A 24,830-nucleotide genomic window follows, 5' to 3' on the forward strand; every position below is an offset into this window, starting at 1 on the left:
TTTAGCCGAGCAGGGTGGCCCAGCTCTCGACGGCCTCGGGGCCCCACTTGGCTTTCCACTCTTTCAAAGTCTTGTGGTTGCCGCCCTTGGTCTCGATGACTTCGCCGGTGTGCGGGTTCTTGTACTGCTTGACCTTGCGCGCGCGCTTGCCGGCAGGCGCCTTGGCGGTGCGGGTGCTCTTGCCGATCTTGGCGTCCGGATCGAGCAGGGAAATCACGTCACGCAGGGACTTCTGGTAAGTGCCCATCAGCGTGCGCAGCTTCTCTTCGAATTCCAGTTCTTTTTTCAGTTTGTCGTCTTGTTCCAGGGACTTCAGGCGCTCCTGAAGTTCCTTGATGGCTTCTTCCGTGGCGCGATATTCGTTGATCAGGGACATGTCAGGTACCTTGTCTGTGCTGAGTGGCGGTGGCGGGCATGTAAGTAGACTCAATAATAGTCAGGGCGAAACTGTAAGTAAACCGCGATGAAAACTTTTCTCGATGAAATTCAAAGTAATTAATTCCGCATCGGGATTGCCCTGTTGTACGGGTTTATTCTCTCGCGCAACAGCCTGTCGAAAGGCCTTCGCCGAGGCTGAACTTTTCCCGCCATGCCGCTAGAATGGCGGCCTTTCGCGATGTTTCTGGAGTATACCCATGCGCACTTTTCGGCTGGTGATCGCCTGTCCCGACGGGGTCGGGATCGTTGCCAAGGTGAGTAACTTCCTGGCCACCTACAATGGCTGGATCACCGAAGCCAGCCATCATTCCGACAACGATAACGGCTGGTTCTTCATGCGCCACGAGATCCGTGCCGACTCTCTGCCGTTCGACCTGGATGGCTTCCGCCAGGCTTTCGCCCCGATCGCCCGCGAATTCTCCATGGAATGGCGGATCACCGATTCCGAGGTGAAGAAGCGCGTGGTGCTGATGGCCAGCAAGGAGTCCCATTGCCTGGCCGATCTGCTGCACCGCTGGCACAGCGGCGAACTGGACTGCGAGATTCCCTGCGTGATCGCCAACCACGACGACCTGCGCAGCATGGTCGAGTGGCACGGTATCCCGTATTTCCACGTTCCCGTCGATCCGCAGGACAAGCAGCCGGCTTTCGATGAAGTTTCCCGGCTGATCGACGAACATGGCGCCGACTGCATCGTCCTGGCTCGCTACATGCAGATCCTGCCGCCGGACCTGTGCCGCAAGTACGCCCACCAGGTGATCAACATCCACCACAGCTTCCTGCCGTCCTTCATCGGCGCCAAGCCGTATCACCAGGCGTCGAAGCGCGGGGTCAAGCTGATCGGCGCGACCAGCCACTACGTGACCGAGGAACTGGATGCCGGTCCGATCATCGAGCAGGACGTGGTGCGGGTCACTCACCGCGACAATGTCGAAGACATGGTGCGGCTGGGCAAGGACGTGGAAAAGCTGGTGCTCGCGCGCGGACTGCGCTATCACCTGGAGGACCGCGTACTGGTACACGGCAACAAGACGGTGGTGTTCGACTGAGCCGGCTCCCCTGGAATGCCGGCCGGGGCCGGCACCCGGAGGAACGAACATGAGCGATCCCAGGTCGGCGGGCACCGCCAGCCCGCCACCGACCCTCGGCGAGGGTTGCACCAGCCGTTACGACATCGACGCCCTCGGCGACGAGGACGGAACCGAGTTTCCCGGCGCGGCCGAACTCTGGCGGCGTATCCAGGAGAGCGCCAGCGAGACGGGCGAGGCTGACGCCGAGGATGCGCTCAGGAAGAAGCCTCGCGACTGCTGATCAGCTTCTTCAGCAGCGGGCGTCCGGCGAGCACGGCGAACACCGGGCCGCCGGCGACGAGGTAGAAATAGAAGGTCACCGCTCGCCAGATGACGATGGCCGCCGCCGCCGTCGACTTGCCGATCATGGGGGCCAGCAGGGCCGCCGAGGTCAGCTCGGTGCCGCCGGCGCCGCCGGGGATCAGCGAGAGCTGTCCGGCGCTGAGCGAGACCATCTGGATCAGGAAGGTCCAGGCCCACTGGATATCCACTCCCAGGCCGCGCAGGGTCAGATCGAGCACGCTGAAGCGCAGTAGCCAGTGCGTACTGCTGAGAAGGAAGACCGCCAGCAGGCGTCGTTTCGGCAGGCGCAGGCTGTCGTGCAGGGCAATGCGGAAATGCAGGATCTTGCGGCCCCAGTGCAGGCGCTTGCGCGATGACACGCCGAGCCGCGCCAGAACCCGCCCGTTGAAGCGGATCACCTGGTGCAGGTAGCGGATCAGCATTACCGCGCCGACGAACAGGCCGACCAGGAATACCGCGCTGAAGATCAGGCTCGATTCCATGTTCGGGCTCAGCGAATGGCTGAGGGCATAGATCAGGATCGCGCCGAGGGCGCAGAGGAAGAACGTCAGGTCGGCCAACTGGTCGACCGCGAACACCGCGCTGGTCTGTGCCGGGCGCAGGCCGCGCCGGGCCAGCAGCGCCATCAGGGTCAACGGCCCGCCGCTGCCGCCCGGAGTGGCGCAGAAAGCGAATTCGCTGGCCATGATGATGCCGACGCTCTGCAACTGCCCGAGCTTGCCGGCGCGCCCGGCGAGCAGCAGCCGCAGGCGCAGGCCGTTGATGAACCAGCAGACCACGATCATGCCGAACATCAGCAGCAGGCTGTCCAGCGGGAAGGCGCGCAAGCGCGAGAACATGTCGCTGCCGCCGAGCACCAGCGGAATCAGCGAGGCACCGATCAAACCGAACAGCAGTAACCAGCCTCGACTCATGCCGCGTGGTCCAGGGCGAGGCGGCGCTCCAGCCAGTCGATCTTGGTCAGCGGCTGGCGCCCCTCGGACAGTAGGGTGCGCAGGGTACGCAGCCAGTATTCGCGGGAAAAGCGATGGCGCATGTCGACCGGATGGAGTCCGAGGCGGATCACCGGCGCTGCGCGCCAGGCCCGCCGGCGCTGCTCGCTGAGCGCCCAGGAGAGGCCGCGACGCCAGGCACTGCGCGCGCTCCAGACCAGACCGGGGGCCTCGATCGGTTGCAGGTGGGGAAGCCGATACAGGTTGGACGGGTCGCTGGTGTAGCGCAGTCCGCTCTCGCCGAGCGCCTGGCGGGTGCCGGCGCTCATCAGCCAGGCCGGCGCGACGAAACCGTGCAGCGGCCATCCGCGGCGGCGGAACAGTTCGATGCCGGCGGCCAGGCGGGCCTTGGCCTCGGCGTGGTCGAGGGCATAGAACTCTCCCTCCCAGGTGTAGATGCGACGCATGAAGTATTGCCCTGGAGTACGCGGTGGTGGGGCGTCATCGTAGTGATAGAAGCCGTGGAGAGCCAGTTCGTCACCCCGGGTTACCCGCCGCGAGAGCAGTTCGCAGAACTTTTCGTCGGCTTCCAGCGGGTTGCGATGGTGGAAGTCGGGCACTACCAGCCAGGTCATGGGGACCTGGCCGAGCGCGTCCACGGCCTCGACGAAGGGCCGGTAGTCCGGCCAGGTTTCCGGGGCCACGTCGTGCAACACCAGCAGCAGGCTGCGTTCAGCCATAGCGCGGGAACCTCGCCTCGCTGTCGCCGAGTACCGCGTGGTAGTGCAGGAGCAGGCCGGCGACCACCGCGTCCCAGGCATGCTGGCGCTCGACGTGACGGCGGGCGCGCTGGCCGCGCAGCTCGACGTCGTGGCTGAACAGTTCGCGCACCGCGCAGGCCATGGCGTCGCCGTTGTTCGGCGCGCAGAGCACGCCGCAACGCTCCGGGACTATTTCCGCCAGTGCCCCGGCGCGCACCGCCACCACCGGAATGCCGCTGGCCATCGCTTCGAGTGCGACCAGGCCGAAGGTCTCCTGGTCGCCGGCGTGCAGCAGCGCGTCGCTGCTCGCCAGCAGGCGGGCGACTTCGCGGCTGTCGCAGAAATGGTCGACCACGCTGGTGTTGCGTGGTACCCGGGTCGGCATGTTGGAACCCACCAGCAACAGGTGATAGCCGTCGCCGAGGCGCTGGATGGCGTCGAGCAGTACCGGCAGGTTCTTTTCCCGCGAACCGCGCCCGGCGAACACCAGCAGGCGGGTTTCCTCGTCCAGGCCGAGTTCCTGGCGCAGCCCCGGATCGCGGTTGCTCGGATGGAAGGTGACCAGGTCGACGCCCAGCGGTTGTACATGCACGTCGGCGACGCCCAGGCGCATCAGCTTTTCCGCCATCACCCGGCTGGGGGCCAGGACCCGGTCGAAGTGGCCGTACAGCTTGCTGACGTAGTTGTCCGCGTTGGTGCCGAGCCAGGCGCCCATGCGATTGCTCACCAGCAGCGGCAGGTCGGAGTGGTAGAAGCCGATCACCGGCACGTCCAGCCGACGCCGTGCGTCGAGCGCCGCCCAGGCGGTGAGGTAGGGGTCGCCGACCTCGATCAGGTCCGGTTGCAGATTGCGCAGCACCTTGCGCCAGGGGCCGCGACGGAGAGGGAAGCGGTAGCCATTGCCGAATGGCAGCGGCGGCGCCGGCACCTCGTGGATGCCGTTCGCCTGGCGATAGCCGGCGCCGGGAACCAGCACGCTGTGGCGAATGCCGGGATAGTGCCAGAGATGGCGATGCTTGGCTTCGAGATAGGTGCGTACCCCCCCGCTGGCAGGCGCGTAGAACATGGTCATATCGGCGATGTGCACGATGGGCCTTCCTCCGTTGAGCTTGTTCCTTCTGCCACTCAGTGGACCACCGGCGCCGGCAGTCGTTCGAACGGTGTGCGGGAGCCATGGGTAGCTTCAAGTCTAGGAAAGAAAGCGCGAGCCGGCGCGTTCGGGGCAGCCAGCGCGGGAATAGGTCGCAGAGGGAGCGGGCGGAGAGGAAGGCATGCCTCGGGAGGCATCCTGGCAGGATAAGGGTGAACAACGCCGTTGGCGTTGTTCACCCTACGAATGGCCGGGGGCAGGGCGGATAGCCGCGGCGCGATTATCCGCCGGTTCGGCTACGGCTCGGGCAGTGCTCAGATCTTGAAGCTGTCCACCAGCTGGCGCAGGCGCCCGGCCTGGGTTTCCAGCTCGCCGCAGGCGCGCAGGGTGGCCTGGAGGTTCTCCACGCCTTCCTGGTTGAGGGTGTTGATCTCGGTGATGTCCATGTTCAGCGAATCGACCACCGCGGTCTGCTCCTCGGTGGCGGTGGCCACCGACTGGTTCATCCCATCGATCTCGGCGATCCGTCCGGTGACGCTGCTCAGGCGTTCGCCGGCACGGTTGGCGATCTCCACGCTTTCAAGGCTGTAGCGCTGACTCTCGGTCATGGTGCTGACCGCTTCCTGGGCGCCGATCTGCAGTTCCTCGATCATCTTCTGGATCTGCTGGGCCGACTCCTGGGCGCGGTGGGCCAGGTTGCGCACCTCGTCGGCGACCACCGCGAAGCCGCGTCCGGCCTCGCCGGCGCGGGCGGCTTCGATGGCGGCGTTGAGGGCGAGCAGGTTGGTCTGCTCGGAGATGCCCTTGATCACTTCGAGGATCTGGCCGATGTTCACCGTGCGGCTGTTGAGGGCCTCGATGTTGGCGCAGGAGGCGCTGATCTTCTCGGAAAGCTCGTTCATCGCGCGGATGGTCTGCTCGACCACCTGCTTGCCGTCCTCGGCCTGGTGGTTGGCGTCGGAAGCATGGTGCGAGGCATCGGCGGCGTTGCGGGCGATTTCCTGGGCGGCGGCGCCGAGTTCGTTGATCGCCGCGGCGACGCTGTTGGTGCGGTTGGACTGCTCGTCGGAGTTGGCCATCGAGGAGTTCGAGGCGTTCACCACCAGTTGCGCCACGTCGTGCAGTTGGCGAGCGGTGCCGGCGACCTCGCGGATCGATTCGTGGATACGCTCGACGAAGCGGTTGAAGGAAATGGCCAGGACCCCGAATTCATCGTTGCTGGTGACCTTCAGGCGCTTGGTCAGGTCGCCTTCGCCCTGGGCGATGTCCTGCATGGCGCGGCCCATGTCGGTGAGCGGTTGCATCAGCACGCGGATCAGCATGCCGAGGAGGAGGACGATGGCGACCACCGCGATCAGCGCGGCGACGATCGCCGAGGTACGCAGCTTGGTGAGCATGGCATAGGCCTTGTCCTTGTCCACCGAGATGCCGATGTACCAGTCCAGGCCGGACAGGCCCTTGACCGGAGAGAAACTGAGGATCCGGGTGTTGCCGTGCAGCTCGGCCTCGCTGAAGCCGCTGCCGATCTTCGGCGTGTTGCGTGGGTAGACGTCGCTGAGGCTCTTCATGACCTGGTCCTTGTCCGGATGGACGAGGATCTTGCCGTCGCCGCTGACCAGGAAGGCGTAGCCCATGCCGCCGAAGTCCAGCGAGTTGATGATCTTCACCACCGTCTGCAGGCTGAGGTCGCCGCCGACCACGCCGAACGGCTGGCCGCCCTGGCGCGCCGGGCTGGCGATGGTCAGTACCAGCTCGTGGATGGCCGGCTCCATGTAGGGTTCGGTGAGGGTGGTCTGGCCGGCGCTGGTGGCGGCGTTGTACCAGGGGCGGCGGCGCGGGTCGTAGTCGGCCGGCAGGTCGCTGGTGGGGCGCGCGGTGTAGGTGCCGTCGGTCTGCCCCAGGTAGGTGAAGAGGAAGGTCGAGCCCAGCAGCGGCTGTTCCAGCAGGGCCTGGGTGGTCTCCGGGCTGTGGTTGCGGGCCAGGGTCTGGGCCAGGTTCTCGATCAGCAGGATGCGCCCGCTCAGCCAGTTCTGCACGTTGCTGGCGGTGATCTCGCCCATTTCGTGCAGGTAGTCCTCCAGGTCCTCGCGGATCGAGGTGCGCTGCAGGGAGTCGTTGTAGAGGGTGAAGAGGGAGAAGGTCGCGATCACCACCAGCGCGGCGGCGAGCAGGATCTTGTGACTGAACTTGAGACTTTTGATCATGGTTTCTTGCATCCGGGAGGCGCGGGCGCGCTGTCGTGAACAGCCCCAGTTGGATCGCAACTGCAAGGCTTGCCGTGTCTGTCGGCGGCAAGCCCGGAAGCTTTAGCGCAATGGATGAATGGTTTCACCGAATGCGACCTGGAGAACGAAAAAAGCGCCCGCGGGCGCTCTTCATCGGTAGGCCGGATAAACGCTTCGCGGTTATCCGGCCGGTTCGGCTACGACAGGCAGGGCTCAGATCTTGAAGCTGTCCACCAGTTGGCGCAGGCGCCCGGCCTGGGTTTCCAGCTCGCCGCAGGCGCGCAGGGTGGCCTGGAGGTTCTCCACGCCTTCCTGGTTGAGGGTGTTGATCTCGGTGATGTCCATGTTCAGCGAATCGACCACCGCGGTCTGCTCCTCGGTGGCGGTGGCCACCGATTGGTTCATCCCGTCGATCTCGCCGATCCGCCGGGTCACGCTGCTCAGGCTTTCGCCGGCACGGTTGGCGATCTCCACGCTCTCCAGGCTGTAGCGCTGGCTTTCGGTCATGGTGGCCACCGCCTCGCGGGCGCCGACTTGCAGCTCTTCGATCATCTTCTGGATCTGCTGGGCCGATTCCTGGGCGCGATGGGCCAGGTTGCGCACCTCGTCGGCGACCACCGCGAAGCCGCGCCCGGCCTCGCCGGCGCGGGCGGCTTCGATGGCGGCGTTGAGGGCGAGCAGGTTGGTCTGCTCGGAGATGCCCTTGATCACTTCGAGGATCTGGCCGATGTTCACCGTGCGGCTGTTGAGGGCCTCGATGTTGGCGCAGGAGGCGCTGATCTTCTCGGAAAGCTCGTTCATCGCGCGGATGGTCTGCTCGACCACCTGCTTGCCGTCTTCGGCCTGGTGGTTGGCGTCGGACGCATGGTGCGAGGCATCGGCGGCGTTGCGGGCGATTTCCTGGGCGGCGGCGCCGAGTTCGTTGATCGCCGCGGCGACGCTGTTGGTGCGGTTGGACTGCTCGTCGGAGTTGGCCATCGAAGAGTTCGAGGCGTTCACCACCAGTTGCGAGACGTCGTGCAGTTTGTGCGCGGTCCCGGCGACTTCCCGGATCGAGCGATGGATCCGCTCGACGAACTGGTTGAAGGCATCGCCGAGCACGCCGAATTCATCGCGGCTGGTCACGGCGAGGCGCTTGGTCAGGTCGCCCTCGCCCTGGGCGATGTCCTGCATGGCACGGCCCATCAGGTGCAGCGGCTGCATCAGCAGGCGGATCAGCAGGCCGAGCAGGACCAGGATGGCGACGATGGAGATCAGCGCGGCGGCGATGGCCGAGACGCGGAACTTGCTGAGCATGGCGTAGGCCTTGTCCTTGTCGATGGACAGCGCCAGGTACCAGGTCACCGAAGGCAGGCCCTTGATCGGGGTAAAGGCGAGGATGCGGGTATGCCCGTGCAATTCGGCCTCGCTGAAACCGGTGGCGATCTTCGGCGTGTTCTGCGGGTAGACCTCGCTCAGGGTCTTCATCACCTGCTCTTTGTCCGGGTGCACCAGGATCTTGCCGTCGCCGCTGACCAGGAAGGCGTAGCCCATGCCGCTGAAGTCCAGCGAATTGATGATCTGTACCAGGGTCTTCAGGCTGAGGTCGCCGCCCACCACGCCGAGGGTGTTGCCGGCGGCCTTCACCGGCGTCGCCGCGGTGATGATCAGTTCCTGGGTGGCGGCGTCGACGTAGGGCTCGGTCAGGGTCAGGCCGCCGGCCGCTACGGCGTCCTTGTACCAGGGCCGGCTGCGCGGATCGTAGCCGGCCGGCATCGGGCTGTCCGGGCGCATGGTGAAGACGCCGTCCTGCTGGCCGAGGTAGGTGAAGCTGAAGGTCGAGGTCAGGGCCGGCTGTTCGAGCAGGGCGCTGACGGCTTCCGGGCTGTGGTCGCGGGCCAGGGTCTGGGCGGTCTGCTCGACCAGCAACAGACGGCCGCCGAGCCAGTTCTGGATGTTGCTGGAGGTCACGTCACCCATTTCCCGCAGGTAGCTTTCGAGGTCCTCGCGGATCGCGTTGCGCTGCAGGTAATCGTTGTAGAGGGTGAACAGTGCGAAAGCGGCGAACACCACGAGGGAGGCCGCGAGGAGGATCTTGTGGCTGAACTTCAGACTTTTGATCATGTTGTATTGCGTCCAGGAGTATGTAGCGCCAGTCTTTGACCAGACCCCTGCGACCGTTCCGCGGGCGCAGGGGCTTTCCGTACGCCTTGCAGCGTCGGGCGGGTCGCGCGGGTGGGTAGTCCGTCGACCCAGGCACGGCCTTGTGCCACGAAGCCACGGTTCCCTGGGTGGCTCCGAAGAATGCGTGATACGGATACGATGGCGATTTTTCCTGTCTCAGCAAGGCCCGAAGGTCTTCGCTGAAGCTGGACGGCCAGATCGGGTCGATGCGCTGGCCCGACGCCCTTCGCGGGAATCCGCGCATATTGGTACGCGGGTTCCGCTGGAAGCCCCGTTGTACAAGGGCTTTCCCTTACTGTCGGCACAGCGTGCCGGAGCTTTAGTCCCGAGGATGAATGGATGTCGCAAGCGAATGAGTTGTTGATCGGCGCTGGCCCCGATGGCCAGCCGGTAGGGCAGGCCTGGCGCCTGGCCAACCGTCATGGATTGATCGCCGGCGCCACCGGTACCGGCAAGACGGTGACCTTGCAGCACCTCGCCGAATCCTTCAGCGATGCCGGTGTCGCGGTATTCGCCGCCGACATCAAGGGCGACCTGTGCGGCATCGCCGCGCCGGGCAACCCGCAGGGCAAGGTCGCCGAACGCATCGCCAGCATGCCGTGGCTGAACTACCAGCCGAAGGCCTACCCGACCACGCTCTGGGACATCGCCGGGAAGACCGGCCACCCGTTGCGCACCACCATCAGCGAGATGGGCCCGCTGCTGCTGGCCAACCTCCTGGAGTTGACCGATAGCCAGCAGGCCGCGCTGTTCGCCGCCTTCCAGGTGGCCGACCGGGAAGGCCTGCTGCTACTCGACCTGAAGGACCTGAAGGCGCTGCTCAACCACCTGAAGGACAATCCGGAGATCCTCGGCGAGGACCGGGCGCTGTTCACCGGCGCTTCCGGGCAGGCGCTGCTGCGCCGCCTGGCCACCCTGGAGCAGCAGGGTGCCGAGGCCTTCTTCGGCGAGCCTGCCCTGCAACTGGAAGACATCCTCCGCCCCGAGCCGGACGGGCGCGGGCGCATCCACCTGCTCGACGCCAGCCGCCTGGTGCACGAGGCGCCGAAGGTCTACGCGACTTTCCTGCTCTGGCTGCTGGCCGAGCTGTTCGAGCAACTGCCGGAGCGCGGCGATGCCGACAAGCCGGTGCTGGCACTGTTCTTCGACGAGGCCCACCTGCTGTTCAACGGCACGCCGAAAGCCTTGCGCGACCGCCTGGAACAGGTGGTCCGGCTGATCCGCTCGAAAGGCGTCGGGGTGTACTTCGTCACCCAGTCCCCGGGCGACCTGCCGGACGATGTCCTGGCCCAGCTCGGCCTGCGTATCCAGCATGGCCTGCGCGCCTTCACCGCCAAGGAGCAGAAATCGCTGCGCGCGGTGGCCGATGGTTTCCGCCCGAACCCGGCATTCGACACCCTGGGGGTGCTGACCGAACTGGGTATCGGCGAGGCGCTGGTCGGCACCCTGGAGGAAAAGGGCACGCCGGCCATGGTCCAGCGCGTCGCGGTGGCGCCGCCCTATTCGCGGATCGGCCCGCTGAGCGACAGCGAGCGCGCCGAACTGGTCCAGCGGTCGCCGTTGAAGGGCCGCTACGACCAGCCGATCGATCGCGAGTCGGCCTACGAGGTGCTGGCGAACAAGGCGGGCGCCAAGCCCGAGGTCCAGGGCCAGGCGCCTGCACAGCAGGAAAGCGCGTCCGGCGTCGGCGGCATGGCCGGGCAGATTCTCGGTAGCCTGCTGTCCAATTCGACGGTGAAGAGCGCCATGCGCCAGGCGGCCAACCAGTTGAGCCGGGAGCTGGTGCGTGGCCTGCTCGGCTCGTTGATGGGCGGGAAGAAGCGGCGCTGAGCGCCAGGCCATGAAAAAGGCGCCCGCGGGCGCCTTTTTCATGGGGGCTGGATGATCGCCAGCTAACCGCTTCGCGGTTAGCTGGCCTGTGGGACGGACGGGCTCAGATCTTGAAGCTGTCCACCAGATGCCGCAGGCGCCCGGCCTGGGCTTCCAGCTCGCCGCAGGCGCGCAGGGTGGCCTGGAGGTTCTCCACGCCTTCCTGGTTGAGGGTGTTGATCTCGGTGATGTCCATGTTCAGCGAGTCGACCACCGCGGTCTGTTCCTCGGTGGCGGTGGCCACCGACTGGTTCATGCTGTCGATCTCGCCGATCCGGCTGGTCACGCTACCCAGGCGTTCGCCGGCACGGTTGGCGATCTCCACGCTCTCCAGGCTGTAGCGCTGGCTTTCGGTCATGGTGGCCACCGCCTCGCGGGCGCCGACTTGCAGCTCTTCGATCATCTTCTGGATCTGCTGGGCCGACTCCTGGGCGCGATGGGCCAGGTTGCGCACCTCGTCGGCGACCACCGCGAAGCCGCGTCCGGCCTCGCCGGCGCGGGCGGCTTCGATGGCGGCGTTGAGGGCGAGCAGGTTGGTCTGCTCGGAGATGCCCTTGATCACCTCGAGGATCTGGCCGATGTTCACCGTGCGGCTGTTGAGGGCCTCGATATTGGTGCAGGAGGCGCTGATCTTCTCGGAAAGCTCGTTCATCGCGCGGATGGTCTGCTCGACCACCTGTTTGCCGTCCTCGGCCTGGTGGTTGGCGTCGGACGCATGGTGCGAGGCATCGGCGGCGTTGCGGGCGATTTCCTGGGCGGCGGCGCCGAGTTCGTTGATCGCCGCGGCGACGCTGTTGGTACGGTTGGACTGCTCGTCGGAGTTGGCCATCGAGGAGTTCGAGGCGTTCACCACCAGTTGCGCCACGTCGTGCAGTTGACGGGCGGTGCCGGCGACCTCGCGGATCGACTCGTGGATGCGCTCGACGAAGCGGTTGAAGGCATTGGCCAACGTACCGAATTCATCGTTGCTGGTGACCTTCAGGCGCTTGGTCAGGTCGCCCTCGCCCTGGGCGATGTCCTGCATGGCGCGGCCCATGTCGGTGAGCGGTTGCATCAGTACGCGGATCAGCATGCCGAGGAGAAGCATGATGCCGACCACCGCGATCAGCGTGGCGACGATCGCCGAAGTGCGGAATTCGCTGAGCATCGAATAGGCGGTGTCGCGGTCGAGGACCAGGGCGACGTACCAGGTCACGCCGGGCAGTCCCTTCACCGGGGTGAAGGAAACGAACTGGCTGCGGCCGTCGAGTTCCACCTCGTGGACCCCGGGGTCGATGTTCGGTGCACCCTTGGGATAGGCTTCGGCGAGGGTCTTCAGGACCAGCCCGGAGTCGGGGTGGAGGAGGATCTTGCCGGCGTCGCTGACCAGGAAGGCGTAGCCGGCACCGTCGAACTTCAGGGAATTGAGGATCGCGGTCAGGGTCTCCAGCTTCATGTCGCCGGCGGCGACGCCCAGCAGTTGACCGGCGTGCCGCACCGGCAGCGACATGGCGAGGATCTGCTCGCCGGTGCCGGCATCGACGAAGGGTTCGGTGACGATCAGCCGGTCGGCCGCCAGCGCGTCCTTGTACCAGGCACGGGTACGTGGGTCGTAACCTTCCGGCATGGCGTCGTAGGGGCGCATGGTGAAGGCGCCGCTGGCCGCCTCGCCAAGATAGACCGACGCGAAATTGCGGCTGAAGACGGGCTGTTCCAGTTGCCTTGCGATATTCGCCTCGTCGGGCTGCTCGAGCAGCGCCAGTTGCGAGGCCAGGCCTTCCACCAGGTGCATGCGGCCTTCCAGCCAGCTCTGGATGTTGCTGGCGGTCAGGGTGCCGATTTCCCCGAGGTAGTTTTCCGTGTCCGTGCGCACGGCCTCGCGCTGTCGGTAATCGTTGTAGAGGATGAAGCAGGTGAAGGCGAAAACCACCACCAATGCGGCGGCGAGAAGGATTTTCTTGGCAAACGACAGCGAGCGAAGCATGAGCGATGCGTCCTGGCAAAAGCCTCAAGAAGGGCGGGGAGCCCAGGCCACCAGGTAGGGAGCTTGCGGGGGAAAGCCATGATCCAGCGCCTGAACGGCCGGCTTTGTAGCACAGTGCCAGCATAAAGGCAAAATAGTGGCGCCATGAAAATGGCGCCACTGGAGGGAAATCGCTCTGGAAGAGGACGTCAGTCCGGAGCCAGTCCGCCGACTTTGGTGCCGACGCCGTCGAAGAAGGCTTTCAGACCGCCGACGATACCGCTGTCCGTGGGACTCAATACGGCAATCAGAGCCACCGCGATCAAACCGGCGATAACCGCGTATTCGATGGCGTTTGCCCCTTCTTCGTCCGCCAGGAATGCGCGAACTTTGCAATACACGAACAGGGTCAGGTTCTTCATTCTTGTTTGCTCCTCGAACGCGGCAATCACCGAGACAGAGCCCTGCCTCCACGCTGAGGCTAGGCCGATGATGGCGTTTTGCAACAACTAAATGGCATTAGTAGGAGTGGATTAGTCGCAAGGTTATATGGCGGGTTACAAGGCTTGGACTACATCTAATGACAAATTGACATTGATTATCCCGAGTCTAGATTCAGGCCTATCGTCGCAAGTTCGAAGTTATGAACTTTGGTTCTTGAATAACGACTGTCGCCAGTCGATAACCCCAATGTACCTGCCATGGAAAGCCAGTCCCGGAGTATGGCCATGACACGGACAGCGAGACGCCCGTTTTTCTTTTCCGATCATCGGCGATCGCCGGTGATTTTCCGTTCATCGACCTGTCCGGACGCATAGCAGGGGTCTGCCCATGAATAGCAAGGTGCTGATGGCCCTGGCCGGCCTGCTGCTGCTCGGTGCGGTGCTGCTCGGATACCTCGGCGTATCCATCGGCCGCGCGCCATCGAACGCGCATGCTCCATCCGTGGCGCCGGCTTCGGCGGCGGTGGACGCTTCGCTGGAAAAGCTCGAACGCAAGCCGGTGCTGGTGGCCAGTCGCGATCTCCCGGCGCTGGCGGTGATCGGCAAGGACGACCTGAGCGTCGAGCTGTTGCGGACCGCACCGGTCGGTAGCTACGACAGGCCCGAGGCGTTGCTCGGCAAGCGGGTCTGGGTCGCGGTGCCGGCCGGCAGCATTCTTTCCGCCGCGACCCTCGAACCCGGCGGTCCGCTGGCCCGGACCATCCGTCCGGACGAGCGGGCGATGGCGATCGCTGTGGACGAAGTGGTCGGCGGCGGCGGCTTCGTCCTGCCCGGCGACTATGTCGACGTGATGCTCTTCGTGCGTGACGAGCGGGACGGCGAATCGACCCCGCTGGCGCAACTGGTGTTGCCCGGCGTCCGGGTACTGACCTACGGCGAGCGGATCGCCGTGGGCAGCGATGGGCAGGACCGCTCGAACCAGGAAAAGGACCCGCGTCCGCCGCGTACCGCGGTGCTGGCGGTACCGGAGGACGGCGTGGCGCGGCTGATGCTGGCGAGCCAGGCCGGTTCGCTGCGCCTGGCCATCCGCAGCAAGGACGAAGAACTCTACCGCAGGGAGCAGGAAGGCGCGCTGCTGCAAGCGTCGCTGGGCGCGCCGAGCGCGGCGCTGAGCCTCGACCAACTGCTGGAGCGCCGCAAACCGACGGCGCCGAGCGTGCGCAGCGCGGCTCCGCGCGTGCCGGTGGCCAACGGGGTCACGGTCTACCGTGGCAGCGCCATGACCCATGAAGCGCCTTGAGGGGAGCCGGCATATGCATCGGAGCACCGGGATAGGCGTGTCGCGCTGGCTGGGAGGGCTGCTGGGGGTGGCGTTGGCGCTGCCGGCACTGGCTTTGCCGCAGGGCTGCATCGAGTTGCTGGCGCAGGCGCCGCGGGTCGACGTCGTCCAGGGACAACAGCGTGACCTGCGCCTGGCGGTGCCGATCGAACGGCTGGCCATCGGCGATCCGAAGATCGCCGACGTACAGTTGCTGGATCGTCGCGGCTTCCTGGTCACCGGCAAGGAACAGGGCTCCACCAGCCTGCTGATCTGGACCGGCTGCAGTCCCGAGCCGTTGCGCAGCCTGGTGGAGGTCGAGGGACGCGGTAGCGTCGATACCCGCGGTGCTCCAGCGTTCACCGCCGGCGCCGCGGAGGAGCTACCGAACCAGGTGCAGACCGATATCCGCTTCGTCGAGGTCAGCCGCAGCAAGCTGAAGCAGGCCAGCACCTCGTTCGTCCGGCGCGGCGGCAACCTCTGGGTGCTCGGTGCGCCGGGCAGCCTCGGCGACATCAAGGTCAATGCCGACGGCAGCGGCCTGGGCGGCACCTTCGGCACCGGCAGCTCGGGATTCAACCTGATCTTCGGCGGCGGCAAGTGGTTGAGCTTCATGAATGCCCTGGAGGGCAGCGGCTTCGCCTATACCCTGGCGCGCCCGAGCCTGGTGGCGATGAGCGGGCAGAGCGCGTCGTTCCTCGCCGGCGGCGAGTTTCCGATCCCGGTGCCGAACGGCACCAACGACAACGTCACCATCGAATACAAGGAGTTCGGCATCCGCCTGACCCTCACCCCGACGGTGATGAACAACCGCCGCATCGCTCTCAAGGTGGCGCCGGAGGTCAGCGAACTGGACTACAGCGCCGGCATCCAGAGCGGCGGGGTGGCGGTGCCGGCACTGCGCGTCCGGCGCACCGACACCAGCGTGATGCTGGCCGATGGCGAGAGTTTCGTGATCAGCGGGCTGACCAGCAGCAACTCGGTGAGCAACGTCGACAAGTTTCCCTGGCTGGGCGACATCCCGATCCTCGGTGCGTTCTTCCGCTCGACCAAGCTGGACAAGGACGACCGCGAGCTGCTGATGATCGTCACCCCGCACCTGGTCCAGCCGCTGGCCGCCGACGCACAGTTGCCGGACCTGCCCGGCGAGGGCTTGCGGCACTACGATCCGGGGTTCTCGCGCCTGTACTTCCTCGAGCGCGGCGAGTACGACGGCCAGCAGAACGACACCGGCCTGTCGGATTAGGAGGCGCGCATGAACCAGAACTTCGTGGCGCTGACCCAGCATCCCGGCGAACTCGACTGGCTGCAGAACAGCCTGGCGTCCGCCGGCCAGGTGGTGCCGGCAGGCAGCGCCAGCCTGGAGGAGCTGCTGGCGCTGCTCGACGTCACCGCCGCCGGGGTGCTGTTCATCAGCCTCGGCAAGAGCAACCTGGTGTCCCAGGGCGCGCTGGTCGAGGGATTGGTATCGGCGCGGCCGATGCTCTCGGTGGTGGCCATCGGCGACGGCCTGGACAACCAGTTGGTGCTGGCGGCGATGCGCGCCGGCGCGCGCGACTTCATCACCTACGGCGCCCGCGCCAGCGAGCTGACCGGGCTGATCCGGCGCCTCGGCGGACGCCTGCCCAGCGTGCCGGTGAGCGCGGCGCGCCAGGGCGAGCTGCTGACCCTGGTCAGCGCCCGACCGGACGCCGACGGCGCCTTCGTCGCCTTGCACCTGGCCAAGGCGTTGCAGGAGCAGACGCCGAACCAGGTCCTGCTGCTGGACGTCGGCCAGCCCACCGGCGAGGCGCTGGCGATCCTCGGCCTGGACTCGGCCTTCACCTTCAGCGACGCCTTGCGCAACCTGCGGCGCCTCGACCAGACCCTGATCGACAGCGCCTTCACCCGCCTCGACAGCGGCCTGCGGATACTCAGCCTGACCGACGAGCCCGGCGTGCTGGAGCGAGTCACCACCGCCGAACTCTATCTGTTGCTGGGCAACCTGCGCGGGGCGTTCAGCCATGTGGTGGTCAACCTCACCGGGCTGCCCGAGGGCGAGCTGAGCAACCAGTTGCTGGTGCAGGCCAACCGCGTGCTGTGGATGGTCGACCAGAGCGTGCCGTCCTGCAAGAAGGGCCTGGAGCGCCTGCGCCGCCTGCGCGAGCGCAACCTGCCGTTGCCCTCCATCGAGTTGCTGATCGAGCGCTACCTGCCCAATGTGGCGCCGGACCAGCAGGCCCTCAGCCGGATGTTCGACCTCGATCTGTTCGGTGTCCTGCCGTTGTCCCCGGAATCGCGCCTGCGCGCGAAGAACCTCGGCAAGAGCCTGTTCGAGGTGGCGCCGCGCGACCCATTGGCGGCCAAGCTGCGGCAACTGGCGGACAGCCTGTGCGTGACACGCGGCGAGCGCCGTTCGCTGCTGTCCTGGCTCGGCCGGGCCAAGGCGGCGCTGCTATGAGCACGGGATTCGGCGCGCGTCCTGACGGCGGTGCCTTCCACTACCGCCAGGAGCAGGACATCCAGGCGCTGAAGCTGCGCCTGCACCGCTACATCATCGACGAGATCGACGAAGACGGCATGAACCTGCTGGAGGGCGCGCGCTCCGCCGTGGTCCAGTACGTCTCGGAAAAGGTCTGCGAATACGGCTCGCGCCATCAACTGGCGATCTCCCGCTACGAACTGGACCGCCTGGCCGAAGAGGTGGTCGACGAACTCACCGGCTTCGGCCCGCTGGAGATCCTCCTGCGCGATCCCGGCGTCTCGGAAATCCTCGTCAACGGACCGGGCCGGGTGTTCGTCGAGCGGGAAGGGCGGCTCTACCAGAGCGACCTGCGCTTCATCGACGACCACCATGTACTGCGGGTGATCCAGCGTATCCTCGCGCCCCTCGGCCGACGCCTGGACGAGTCCAGCCCGATGGTCGACGCGCGCCTGCCGGACGGCAGCCGGGTCAACGCGATCATTCCCCCGGTGGCGCTGGACGGGCCGTGCATCTCGATCCGCAAGTTCAGCCAGGAGCTGCTGCGCAGTGCCGACCTGCTGGCCTACCAGAGCGTCGACGAAGCCTTGCTCGAGTTCCTCCGCCAGGCGGTCTCGCGCCGCTGCAACATCCTCATCAGCGGCGGCACCGGCACCGGCAAGACCACCTTGCTCAACGTCATCAGCGGCTTCATCGACGAACGCGAGCGGATCGTCACCATCGAGGACACCGCCGAGCTGCAACTCGGCCACGACCACGTGGTGCGCCTGGAGACCCGTCCGCCGAACGCCGAGGGCTACGGCGAGGTGACTGCCCGCGACCTGATCCGCAACGCCCTGCGGATGCGCCCGGACCGGATCATCCTCGGCGAGATCCGCGGCGTCGAGGTACTCGACGTGCTGCAGGCGATGAACACCGGCCACGACGGCTCGATGAGCACGGTGCACGCCAACTCGGCGATGGATTCCCTGCTGCGCATGGAGATGCTGGTCGGCCTGACCGGCAACAGGCTGCCGGAGCAGACCTTGCGCCTGATGATCTGCGCCGCGCTGGACGTGGTGGTGCAGATCACCCGCCTGGCCAGCGGTCGGCGTTGCATCAGCGAAGTGCTGGAGGTGCTGGAGGTGCGCGACGGCGTGTACGTCACCAACACCCTGTTCAGTCTCGACCGGCGCGGCAGCGGGCAGTTCGTCCGCCAGGCCGCGCCGGTCGGGCAGAAATTCCGCCAGGCGCTGCTGTGAACGGCGCGCAACTGCTGGTGCTGTTCAGCGGCGTGCTGGCTTTCGCCGCGCTGGCCCTGGCGTTCATGGGCTGGCGCGCCGGGCGCAACGAGCAGGTGGTTGAACGGCTGCTGGGACGCCAGGAGGCGGTCGCGGTGCGGCCGCGCAGCAGTCACTGGCTGGCTCGCCAGATGCGTCGCGCCGGTATCCAGCGCCCGCGTCCGTGGTTGTTCGGGGCGGCAGTGCTCGCGCTGCTGCTGGTCTGGAGCGGATTGCGCCTGTTCGGCATCGTCGGCGCGCTAGGCGGCCTGCTACTGGCGGCGCTGTCCTGCCGTGTCGCCCTGGGCATGCTCTACCAGCGCCGCCTGAAGCGAATGATCCGGCAGATGCCGCGCTTTCTCGACCAGGTGGTGCGCAGCCTGCACGCCGGGCGCACGCTGGGCGACGCGCTGATGCAGGCGGTGGAGAACGCCGAGGAGCCGCTGCGCGACATCTTCACCCTGGCACGCAACCACGTGCTTCTCGGCATCCACCTGCCGGAGGCGTTGCAGGAAGTCGCCGAACTCTACGAGGTGGAGGAACTGCGCATCCTCGCCCTGGGTGTCTCGGTCAACCACCGTTATGGCGGCAATACCAGCGACCTGCTGGACAGCATCGTCAAGCTCATCCACGAGCGCGAGAAGCTCAGCCGGCAGTTGCACGCGATGACCGGCGAGACACGGATCAGCGCCTATGTCCTGGCCGGCGTGCCGAGCGCCCTGGGCGGCTACATCCTGGCGAGCAACCCGGGCTATCTGCTGAACATGTGGGCCGACGGCACCGGGCGTTTCCTGCTGCTGGCCTCGCTCGGGCTGCAACTGCTCGGCTGCTATGCGCTGTGGCGCATGCTCAAGAGCGTCTAGGAGGTGGCCATGCAGGCACAGTGGCTGATTTTCGCGGCGCTCCTGATGGCGGTCGGCGGTGCCTTGTTGCTGTTGCTCCAGGCGCGCAACGGCAGCCGCGAGCAGCGCCTGATCGAGAGGCGCCTGGGAGCGCTGGCCAACCCTGGCGGCTCGACCAGGTGGCTGGCCGGCATGACCGAGCGGATGGACGACAGCTTCTGGGTGCGGCGCCTGCAACTGATGGACAGCGAGGCTCGCCAGTTGCTGCAACAGGCCGGCTGGCACGAGAGTCGCTACCGGACCCTGTACCTGATCTCGGTGTTCCTCACGCCGCTGTTGTTCGTTCTCCTGGTCTTGCTGGTCAAGCTGCTGCGCGCCGAGAGCGAGGCGTCCTATGCGGTGCCGCTGCTGTTCGCCGCCGGTATCGGTTTCCTCCTGCCCAAGCAGGTGCTCAAGCACTTCGCCAAGGCGCGCCGGGCGCTGATCGCCGACGAGATGATCCTGTTCGTGCAACTGATCCGCATCCTCTTCGACGCCGGCCTGACCGTGGAGCAGACGCTGCGCGTGGTCTGCCTGGAAGGCCGCGGGATCACCCCGCAACTGGCCCGCGAGCTGGACCTGGCGCTGACCCGTGCCGACAACGGCATCGACCTGGCGGAAGAGCTGGAGGCGCTTGCCCGGCGCCTGCAGGTGGACCCGCTGAACGACTGCTGCGGCGTGCTACGGCAGATGTTGCGCCAGGGCGGCAGTGCGCGCAGCACCCTGCTGACGCTCAAGCAACTGTTCGAAGACCGGCGCCTGACCACCTTGCAGGAACGCATCGGCAAGCTGTCGGCGAAGATGAGCCTGGTGATGATGGTGCTGCTGTTCCCGGCGCTGCTGATCGTCCTCGCCGGTCCGGGCGTCATCGCCATCACCAAGGCCTTGGGAGGACTGGGATGAAAGCACTGATCGGTATCGGCCTGTGCGCCGCCCTGCTCGGCGGTTGCGCCGCGCTGCCGGGGCGGGACGGCCCACGGGAGTGTTCGCAGCAGCTCGGCCAGGAGCAGGAACTGCAGATGAACATGGTCCGCGACATGATCCGCGAGGGCCGCCTGCATGCGGCCCTGGCCAACCTGGAAAGCATGCCGCCGGGGTTGCTCGACGTGCGCGAGGAAAGGGCGCTGATCCTGCGCCGGATCGGCGACCCGCGGGCCAGGGCCGAGTACCAGGCCCTGCTGGAAACCTGCAAGGCAGCCGAGGCGCACCACGGCCTCGGCCTGCTCGCCCTGCGCAATGGCGACAGCGCCCGGGCGGTCCTCGAGCTGCGCGAGGCGGCGCGCCTGCGGCCGACCGAGAGCCGCTTCCGCAACGACCTGGGGGTCGCCCTGCTCAAGCGCGGCGACCGTGTCGGCGCGCGCTTCGAATTCATCACTGCGCTGGAGTTGCAGCAGGGCGGCAAGCTACCGGCGACCAACCTGCTCGGCCTGCTGTACCTGCAAGGCGACCGGGAAGATGCGCAGCGCCTGATCGAGCGTTTGCAGCTGGATGCCCGGGACATCCGCGCGGCCGAGGCGCGGGCGCGCAGCTGGGGTGCCGTACCGACACCCGGCGCAGCGCCGGCAAGCGACGACCCGCTGGCGGAACTGCCGGCGGAGGCGAATATACATACCGCGATGGCCAACGAGGCGCCCTGAGCCGGCGCCGGAGAGGTGAACCATGCACGAGCGAATCCTGTTCGGCGTCTTGCTGCTCCTGTCCGGCCCGGCCTGGGCCGCGGACACTCCGGTGGTCCGTCCCGCCGCGCCAGCGACGGCCGAACCGCAGACCGCCACCCGCGCCTGGCTGGCCATCCAGGCGAGCGGCCGGGCCGCCAGCCCGGTTCGGCAAAGCGCGACCGCCGCCGAGCGCCAGCGTGCCTACCAGCGCTACCTGAAAAGCTATGAGCACGAGATTCCCGAGTACCTGCTGGAAGATCGCGGCTTCGGCGAGAGCAAGAACTGACGGTTCCTGGCGGAGGGGCAGGGCATGAACGGATGGCCTGCAAGACAGCGTGGGGCGATCGGCATCCTGGCGGCGACCACCCTGCTGCTGGCCTTGATCTGCCTGTTGCTGGTGGTGGATACCGGGCGGCTCTACCTGGAGCAGCGCAACCTGCAGCGAGTGGCGGACGTGGCGGCGCTGGAGAGTGCCTCCCAGGGAGCCTTGTGCGGCGACCAGAGTTCTGCCCAGGCGACGTCTTTCGCCAAGGCCAGCGCGATGCTCAACGGGTTCGATGCGGACGCCGCCGGCTCCAGCCTGTCGGCGGAGGTCGGCGGCGTGCTGAGTGCCGGCGGCCTGCGCAGTTTCATAGCCAGCGCGTCGAACGCGGCTGCCGCCAACGAGGCGGTGCACGTCGAGGTGACCAAGAGCGTTCCCGGCAGCCTGGTCGCCAACCTCGGGGGACTGTTCGGCGGCGGCAATGCCAACGTCGATCTCCGCGCAGAGGCCGTGGCGCGACGCCTGCCGAACGCCACGATTTCCGCAGGCACGGGGCTGGCCAGCGTGAACAGTGGCCAATCGGCGTTGCTCAACCCCATCCTGAGCGGATTGCTGGGCACCCAGATCGATCTCTCGGCGGCGGCCTACAACGGTATCGCCGACGCGAAGCTCAGTGTGCTGGACATTCTCGGCCCGAATGGAATGGGCTTGGTCGGGGTCGATACCAGCCTGGGGACCATCGAACAGTTGTTGAATACCAACGTCGGCTTGCAGCAGGTACTCGCCGCCAGCGTGAACGTCCTGGCGAAGAACGGCGTAGCCTCGGTCGAGGCCCTGAGAACGCAATTGGTGGGGGTAAAGTCGGCCACGTTGAAACTGGGAGACTTGCTGGGGCTGAGCGCCGGCGAGGTGAACAGCATGTCGCAGCTGGATACGGCGATCAATGCGCTGGATCTCATCATGGCGGTTGCCCAGGTCGCCAACAAGAATTCCGCGGTCGCCGTGAACCTGGGCATCCCCGGATTGGCCAACGCACGGCTCACGGTCGTAGAGCCGAAGAGGATCGTCTCCGGGCCGCCAGGGCAGGATGAGAGCGGCGCCTGGCGCACGGAGGTGCGCCAGTCCCAGGTACGACTTACGGCGGACATCGATTCCGGGTTCCTGTCCATTCTCGCCACCACGAAACTGCAACTGGCCATCGAAGGCGCGTCGGGAGCCGTCTGGCTGAAAAGCATGGCCTGTACCCGCCCGGATACCGCGTTGGACTTCGGTTGGAGAAGCAGCGGAGCGACGATAAAGATCGGCAGTCCGGCCAACATCGATCAGGTCGGCTCGATTCTGGTGCTTGGCGGCTTGGTGCGATTGGATCTCAAGCTCGATACCTCGATCGCCGGCAGCTCGGGCGATACGCGATTCAACGTGAAAGCCGACGGTTCCGATCTCGTCCAGAGCCGCAGGTTGCCGGAAAGCGGCTTTCTCGCCAGTACCCTGAAAACCAGCATCAACGTCAATCCCGTGGTGCTCGGACTGTGCTTGCCTTTGCTGTGCGGCTCGACGGCGCTCACCGACCTCATCGTGAATTCCGTGGTGGCACCTCTGGTCGATGGGCTGCTGACGCCGATCCTGAATCTGGTCCTGCCCTTGCTGGGGGTACAACTTGGATACATCGACGCGGAGATTCTGAAGGTCGATGTCGGCAGGGCGGAACTGCTGATCTAGCAGGTCCGCCGGGCCATCGCGCCTGTCAGTGCACCACCGCTCCGCTGCCCTGCTGCATCGCCGCAGGCGACAGGGCCAGCGCCAGCTGTGTGCGGTTGTGCATATGCATCAGGCGCAGCACCTGGGAGACGTACAGCTTCACCGTGTTCTCGGTGATGCCCAGTTCGTAGGCGATCTGGTAGTTGGTCAGGCCCTTGCTCACCAGCCGCGCCACCGCCTGCTGGCGGGGCGACAGCTTGCCGAACAGCGGATTGCTCGGGGACACCTGGCTTTCCGCGACCGACGCCGGCGGCGCGGACGGCTGGCTGTCTTCGCTCTTGAGGGCACTCGGCTGGCTGTTGCCGTGTACCTCGTACTTGATCTTGTGGATATCGCGGTAGATCGAGTTCAGCGATTCGGCGAGGTATTCCAGGCGCTGGTTGACGTGGCTCAGGCTCAACTGGCTGCGGACGCGCTCGTGCAGGCGGTTCTCCAGGCGTTCGAGGCCATGCAGCAGTTCCTGCGGCGCCACCGGTTTCTGGTAGTAGTCGGCGGCGCCGACCCGCATGGCCTCGATCACTTCCTGGCGGCCATCGTGACCGGTGAGGATGATCGATTCGAAGAACCTGCCGTTGCCGGCGACTTCCTTGAGGCTCTCGATCAGGCGGATACCGTTGTCCTGCCCCAGGTAGAGGTCGCAGATGACCAGGCCGATGTTCGGGTCGGCCTGGAAGCTGGCGATCGCCGACTCCCGGTGGGTGCTGGTTACGCAACGGTAGCCACTGTTTTCCAGCAGTTCGCGGAGTTCCGAGGTCACCTGGGGTTCATCATCGATGATCAAGACGCTGAAATGCCGCGAGGCCGGTTTGTCCATGGTCATACGCTCCATTCGCTTATTGTGTTTTTAACAGGGGGACGTGCATTGGAATGCAGCCATACCGAATGGTATTAGCCATAAGCATATAGTCGCTAAGTGAGGTTTTCCGCAAGTTTACTCAGATAATTTTACTGATAATCAGATGTGCCAAAAGGCCGGCGCCCATGGCAAATATAAAAGGGAATGACTTGTTTTTTGACGGTGCCCTTCGAAGGCGAACTTCTTCATTCATTGCGGGCTTTTCTACCGAACGTTTGAATAATTTTACGAGGATGAATAGAGCGATGCACAGCAGGCAGCCGAAGGCCAGGCTATAGAGCACCGTAAGTGGGTCGCTGGCCAGCCCCAGTGCGGCCAGGTACTTGACGTCGGCAGCGCCGAGCCTGCCGAGAAGGTAGCCGGGAAGGCTGAGGCAGACGCCTATAAAAAGTGCGGTCATTGCCATATTAACCGTAGCGCCGGTCAGGCTTGACTCTTTCACATATAAATAAACAAAGGAAATAAGAAATCCGCCCAGGATAAGCCAGTTGGAGACGCGCAAACGTTTGATGTCCTGATATCCGCAAACGCTTGCCCACAAGGCCAGTGCTAATTGCTCCATCCTGTTCTTCAGCCTTTTTTCGACATCTGGATTAATACCTTTTCAGTAACGTTGGCGGAGCGAATGACGACTAGTATTAAGGATGCGGATCGGGGATGTCAGCTCATGCTCGGAAAAGCTTCCCGGCGACGCCAGCACGGCGCCGTCGCCATCGAATTCACAGCGATCTTCCTGCTGTTTTTCGCGCTGGTCTACGGCCTGATCAGCTACAGCATTCCTTTGCTCATGTTGCAGTCGTTCAACGATGCCGCTGCCGTGGGGGCTCGTGCGGCGATCGCTGTCGATCCCTCCGATGCGGGCTACGAGAGCCTCGCCGAAGCCCGTGCCAGGGACGAGTTGCTCGCACGCCTGGACTGGATGCCGGCGGCCTGGCGGGCGAACCTCCAGCCTTGTGCCGGTAATGGCCAGTACGCCGACTACGTCAGCGCCACGTCGCGGATCGAGGTCTGCGTGCAGTACCCGTACGGCGATCCGGGCAAGGCGATCATCCCCGTGCTGAGCTTCCCCGGCATCGGCGCGATTCCCAACCTGCCGCAGACGCTGAAGGCGAGTGCCAACCTGTTGCTGTGAGGTGGTCGC

At 65.7% G+C, this 24,830-nt stretch carries 23 protein-coding genes; 13 read left to right on the plus strand and 10 right to left on the minus strand.

Annotation, left to right across the window (positions count from 1 at the left end; all coding sequences use genetic code 11):
• Position 1 precedes the first annotated feature (1 nt).
• Entirely contained in the window at positions 2 to 376 is a 375-nt protein-coding gene (gene mvaT, locus AC4OR5_RS07830) for a histone-like nucleoid-structuring protein MvaT (protein ID WP_003093888.1), read from the minus strand.
• A 259-nt stretch (positions 377 to 635) separates the two neighbouring features.
• Between mvaT and purU the strand changes: the two genes are divergently transcribed.
• Positions 636 to 1,487, plus strand: coding sequence for a formyltetrahydrofolate deformylase (purU, locus tag AC4OR5_RS07835; protein WP_003101174.1), 852 nt, complete (start codon positions 636 to 638; stop codon positions 1,485 to 1,487).
• Between the two features lie 49 nt (positions 1,488 to 1,536).
• Complete coding sequence (locus tag AC4OR5_RS07840) at positions 1,537 to 1,749, plus strand: hypothetical protein (protein ID WP_023436359.1); 213 nt, start codon at positions 1,537 to 1,539, stop codon at positions 1,747 to 1,749.
• On the opposite strand, the gene gpgF is transcribed toward AC4OR5_RS07840, so the two are convergent.
• From gpgF to pctA, 5 genes are all read right to left on the minus strand, one after another.
• Positions 1,724 to 2,725 (minus strand): glucosaminyl phosphatidylglycerol flippase, encoded by a 1,002-nt coding sequence (gpgF, locus tag AC4OR5_RS07845; protein ID WP_003093885.1) that lies wholly within the window; start codon positions 2,723 to 2,725, stop codon positions 1,724 to 1,726. The genes AC4OR5_RS07840 and gpgF overlap by 26 nt on opposite strands.
• Positions 2,722 to 3,483, minus strand: coding sequence for an N-acetylglucosaminyl phosphatidylglycerol deacetylase (gene gpgD, locus AC4OR5_RS07850; RefSeq protein WP_058134690.1), 762 nt, complete (start codon positions 3,481 to 3,483; stop codon positions 2,722 to 2,724). Before gpgD ends, gpgF begins: the two co-directional genes overlap by 4 nt.
• Positions 3,476 to 4,591: an N-acetylglucosaminyl phosphatidylglycerol synthase gene (gene gpgS, locus AC4OR5_RS07855; protein ID WP_003110035.1), complete on the minus strand. Its 1,116-nt coding sequence runs from the start codon at positions 4,589 to 4,591 to the stop codon at positions 3,476 to 3,478. The genes gpgD and gpgS overlap by 8 nt, the downstream gene beginning before the upstream one ends.
• A 317-nt stretch (positions 4,592 to 4,908) precedes the next feature.
• The gene (pctB, locus tag AC4OR5_RS07860; RefSeq protein WP_058161146.1) at positions 4,909 to 6,798 is read right to left on the minus strand and encodes a methyl-accepting chemotaxis protein PctB; all 1,890 of its coding nucleotides are present in this window, start codon (positions 6,796 to 6,798) and stop codon (positions 4,909 to 4,911) included.
• Positions 6,799 to 7,032: 234 nt separating this feature from the next.
• Positions 7,033 to 8,922, minus strand: a complete 1,890-nt coding sequence (pctA, locus tag AC4OR5_RS07865) for a methyl-accepting chemotaxis protein PctA (RefSeq protein WP_009878054.1) — start codon at positions 8,920 to 8,922, stop codon at positions 7,033 to 7,035.
• 399 nt (positions 8,923 to 9,321) lie between these two features.
• Between pctA and AC4OR5_RS07870 the strand changes: the two genes are divergently transcribed.
• Entirely contained in the window at positions 9,322 to 10,812 is a 1,491-nt protein-coding gene (locus tag AC4OR5_RS07870; protein WP_003112061.1) for a helicase HerA-like domain-containing protein, read from the plus strand.
• 103 nt (positions 10,813 to 10,915) lie between these two features.
• Here AC4OR5_RS07870 and pctC read toward each other — a convergent pair whose 3' ends face one another.
• Both pctC and flp read right to left on the minus strand, forming a co-directional pair.
• Positions 10,916 to 12,814, minus strand: coding sequence for a methyl-accepting chemotaxis protein PctC (pctC, locus tag AC4OR5_RS07875; protein ID WP_058156976.1), 1,899 nt, complete (start codon positions 12,812 to 12,814; stop codon positions 10,916 to 10,918).
• Positions 12,815 to 13,002: 188 nt separating this feature from the next.
• Positions 13,003 to 13,215 (minus strand): type 4b pilus Flp major pilin, encoded by a 213-nt coding sequence (flp, locus tag AC4OR5_RS07880; protein ID WP_003093864.1) that lies wholly within the window; start codon positions 13,213 to 13,215, stop codon positions 13,003 to 13,005.
• 409 nt (positions 13,216 to 13,624) lie between these two features.
• Between flp and rcpC the strand changes: the two genes are divergently transcribed.
• The 9 genes from rcpC to tadG are packed head-to-tail and all read left to right on the plus strand — an operon-like array spanning position 13,625 to position 22,794.
• Entirely contained in the window at positions 13,625 to 14,536 is a 912-nt protein-coding gene (gene rcpC / locus AC4OR5_RS07885) for a type 4b pilus Flp biogenesis protein RcpC (protein WP_003134589.1), read from the plus strand.
• A 13-nt stretch (positions 14,537 to 14,549) separates the two neighbouring features.
• Positions 14,550 to 15,800, plus strand: a complete 1,251-nt coding sequence (gene rcpA / locus AC4OR5_RS07890) for a type 4b pilus Flp secretin RcpA (protein ID WP_003110119.1) — start codon at positions 14,550 to 14,552, stop codon at positions 15,798 to 15,800.
• A gap of 9 nt (positions 15,801 to 15,809) precedes the next feature.
• A complete protein-coding gene (tadZ, locus tag AC4OR5_RS07895; protein ID WP_003093855.1) occupies positions 15,810 to 16,994 on the plus strand; it encodes a type 4b pilus Flp biogenesis protein TadZ in 1,185 nt (394 codons plus the stop codon).
• On the plus strand, positions 16,991 to 18,256 hold the full coding sequence (tadA, locus tag AC4OR5_RS07900; protein WP_003093851.1) for a type 4b pilus Flp biogenesis ATPase TadA: 1,266 nt from the start codon (positions 16,991 to 16,993) through the stop codon (positions 18,254 to 18,256). Before tadZ ends, tadA begins: the two co-directional genes overlap by 4 nt.
• Positions 18,253 to 19,137 carry a type 4b pilus Flp biogenesis protein TadB gene (gene tadB, locus AC4OR5_RS07905; protein WP_058152920.1) on the plus strand — a complete coding sequence of 295 codons (885 nt, stop codon included), beginning with the start codon at positions 18,253 to 18,255 and terminating at the stop codon, positions 19,135 to 19,137. Before tadA ends, tadB begins: the two co-directional genes overlap by 4 nt.
• Before the next feature lie 9 nt (positions 19,138 to 19,146).
• Positions 19,147 to 20,058, plus strand: coding sequence for a type 4b pilus Flp biogenesis protein TadC (gene tadC / locus AC4OR5_RS07910; protein ID WP_003103955.1), 912 nt, complete (start codon positions 19,147 to 19,149; stop codon positions 20,056 to 20,058).
• A complete protein-coding gene (gene tadD / locus AC4OR5_RS07915) occupies positions 20,055 to 20,792 on the plus strand; it encodes a type 4b pilus Flp biogenesis protein TadD (protein ID WP_023126515.1) in 738 nt (245 codons plus the stop codon). Before tadC ends, tadD begins: the two co-directional genes overlap by 4 nt.
• A gap of 22 nt (positions 20,793 to 20,814) precedes the next feature.
• The gene (locus AC4OR5_RS07920; RefSeq protein ID WP_023084708.1) at positions 20,815 to 21,099 is read left to right on the plus strand and encodes a DUF3613 domain-containing protein; all 285 of its coding nucleotides are present in this window, start codon (positions 20,815 to 20,817) and stop codon (positions 21,097 to 21,099) included.
• A gap of 24 nt (positions 21,100 to 21,123) precedes the next feature.
• Positions 21,124 to 22,794 (plus strand): type 4b pilus Flp biogenesis protein TadG, encoded by a 1,671-nt coding sequence (gene tadG, locus AC4OR5_RS07925; protein WP_003093832.1) that lies wholly within the window; start codon positions 21,124 to 21,126, stop codon positions 22,792 to 22,794.
• A gap of 25 nt (positions 22,795 to 22,819) precedes the next feature.
• Here the strand turns inward: tadG and pprB are convergent, their stop codons facing one another.
• Both pprB and fppA read right to left on the minus strand, forming a co-directional pair.
• Entirely contained in the window at positions 22,820 to 23,647 is an 828-nt protein-coding gene (gene pprB / locus AC4OR5_RS07930; protein WP_003103959.1) for a two-component response regulator PprB, read from the minus strand.
• A gap of 121 nt (positions 23,648 to 23,768) precedes the next feature.
• On the minus strand, positions 23,769 to 24,251 hold the full coding sequence (gene fppA, locus AC4OR5_RS07935; protein ID WP_058156979.1) for a type 4b pilus Flp prepilin peptidase: 483 nt from the start codon (positions 24,249 to 24,251) through the stop codon (positions 23,769 to 23,771).
• A gap of 63 nt (positions 24,252 to 24,314) precedes the next feature.
• On the opposite strand from fppA, the gene AC4OR5_RS07940 reads away from it, so the two are divergent.
• The gene (locus AC4OR5_RS07940) at positions 24,315 to 24,821 is read left to right on the plus strand and encodes a TadE/TadG family type IV pilus assembly protein (protein WP_003120840.1); all 507 of its coding nucleotides are present in this window, start codon (positions 24,315 to 24,317) and stop codon (positions 24,819 to 24,821) included.
• Positions 24,822 to 24,830: the final 9 nt, after the last annotated feature.

The organism is Pseudomonas sp. YA1, assembly GCF_058680555.1.

Coding starts and splice junctions, on each gene's coding strand:
- tadA (WP_003093851.1), top strand. CDS start 16,991: ATGAGCACGGGATTCGGCGCGCGTCCTGACGGCGGTGCCTTCCACTAC.
- fppA (WP_058156979.1), bottom strand. CDS start 24,251: ATGGAGCAATTAGCACTGGCCTTGTGGGCAAGCGTTTGCGGATATCAG.
- pprB (WP_003103959.1), bottom strand. CDS start 23,647: ATGGACAAACCGGCCTCGCGGCATTTCAGCGTCTTGATCATCGATGAT.
- gpgD (WP_058134690.1), bottom strand. CDS start 3,483: ATGGCTGAACGCAGCCTGCTGCTGGTGTTGCACGACGTGGCCCCGGAA.
- AC4OR5_RS07870 (WP_003112061.1), top strand. CDS start 9,322: ATGTCGCAAGCGAATGAGTTGTTGATCGGCGCTGGCCCCGATGGCCAG.
- tadZ (WP_003093855.1), top strand. CDS start 15,810: ATGAACCAGAACTTCGTGGCGCTGACCCAGCATCCCGGCGAACTCGAC.
- AC4OR5_RS07940 (WP_003120840.1), top strand. CDS start 24,315: ATGACGACTAGTATTAAGGATGCGGATCGGGGATGTCAGCTCATGCTC.
- flp (WP_003093864.1), bottom strand. CDS start 13,215: ATGAAGAACCTGACCCTGTTCGTGTATTGCAAAGTTCGCGCATTCCTG.
- AC4OR5_RS07920 (WP_023084708.1), top strand. CDS start 20,815: ATGCACGAGCGAATCCTGTTCGGCGTCTTGCTGCTCCTGTCCGGCCCG.
- rcpC (WP_003134589.1), top strand. CDS start 13,625: ATGAATAGCAAGGTGCTGATGGCCCTGGCCGGCCTGCTGCTGCTCGGT.
- mvaT (WP_003093888.1), bottom strand. CDS start 376: ATGTCCCTGATCAACGAATATCGCGCCACGGAAGAAGCCATCAAGGAA.
- tadG (WP_003093832.1), top strand. CDS start 21,124: ATGAACGGATGGCCTGCAAGACAGCGTGGGGCGATCGGCATCCTGGCG.
- rcpA (WP_003110119.1), top strand. CDS start 14,550: ATGCATCGGAGCACCGGGATAGGCGTGTCGCGCTGGCTGGGAGGGCTG.
- AC4OR5_RS07840 (WP_023436359.1), top strand. CDS start 1,537: ATGAGCGATCCCAGGTCGGCGGGCACCGCCAGCCCGCCACCGACCCTC.
- tadC (WP_003103955.1), top strand. CDS start 19,147: ATGCAGGCACAGTGGCTGATTTTCGCGGCGCTCCTGATGGCGGTCGGC.
- tadD (WP_023126515.1), top strand. CDS start 20,055: ATGAAAGCACTGATCGGTATCGGCCTGTGCGCCGCCCTGCTCGGCGGT.
- gpgF (WP_003093885.1), bottom strand. CDS start 2,725: ATGAGTCGAGGCTGGTTACTGCTGTTCGGTTTGATCGGTGCCTCGCTG.
- pctA (WP_009878054.1), bottom strand. CDS start 8,922: ATGATCAAAAGTCTGAAGTTCAGCCACAAGATCCTCCTCGCGGCCTCC.
- pctB (WP_058161146.1), bottom strand. CDS start 6,798: ATGATCAAAAGTCTCAAGTTCAGTCACAAGATCCTGCTCGCCGCCGCG.
- purU (WP_003101174.1), top strand. CDS start 636: ATGCGCACTTTTCGGCTGGTGATCGCCTGTCCCGACGGGGTCGGGATC.
- pctC (WP_058156976.1), bottom strand. CDS start 12,814: ATGCTTCGCTCGCTGTCGTTTGCCAAGAAAATCCTTCTCGCCGCCGCA.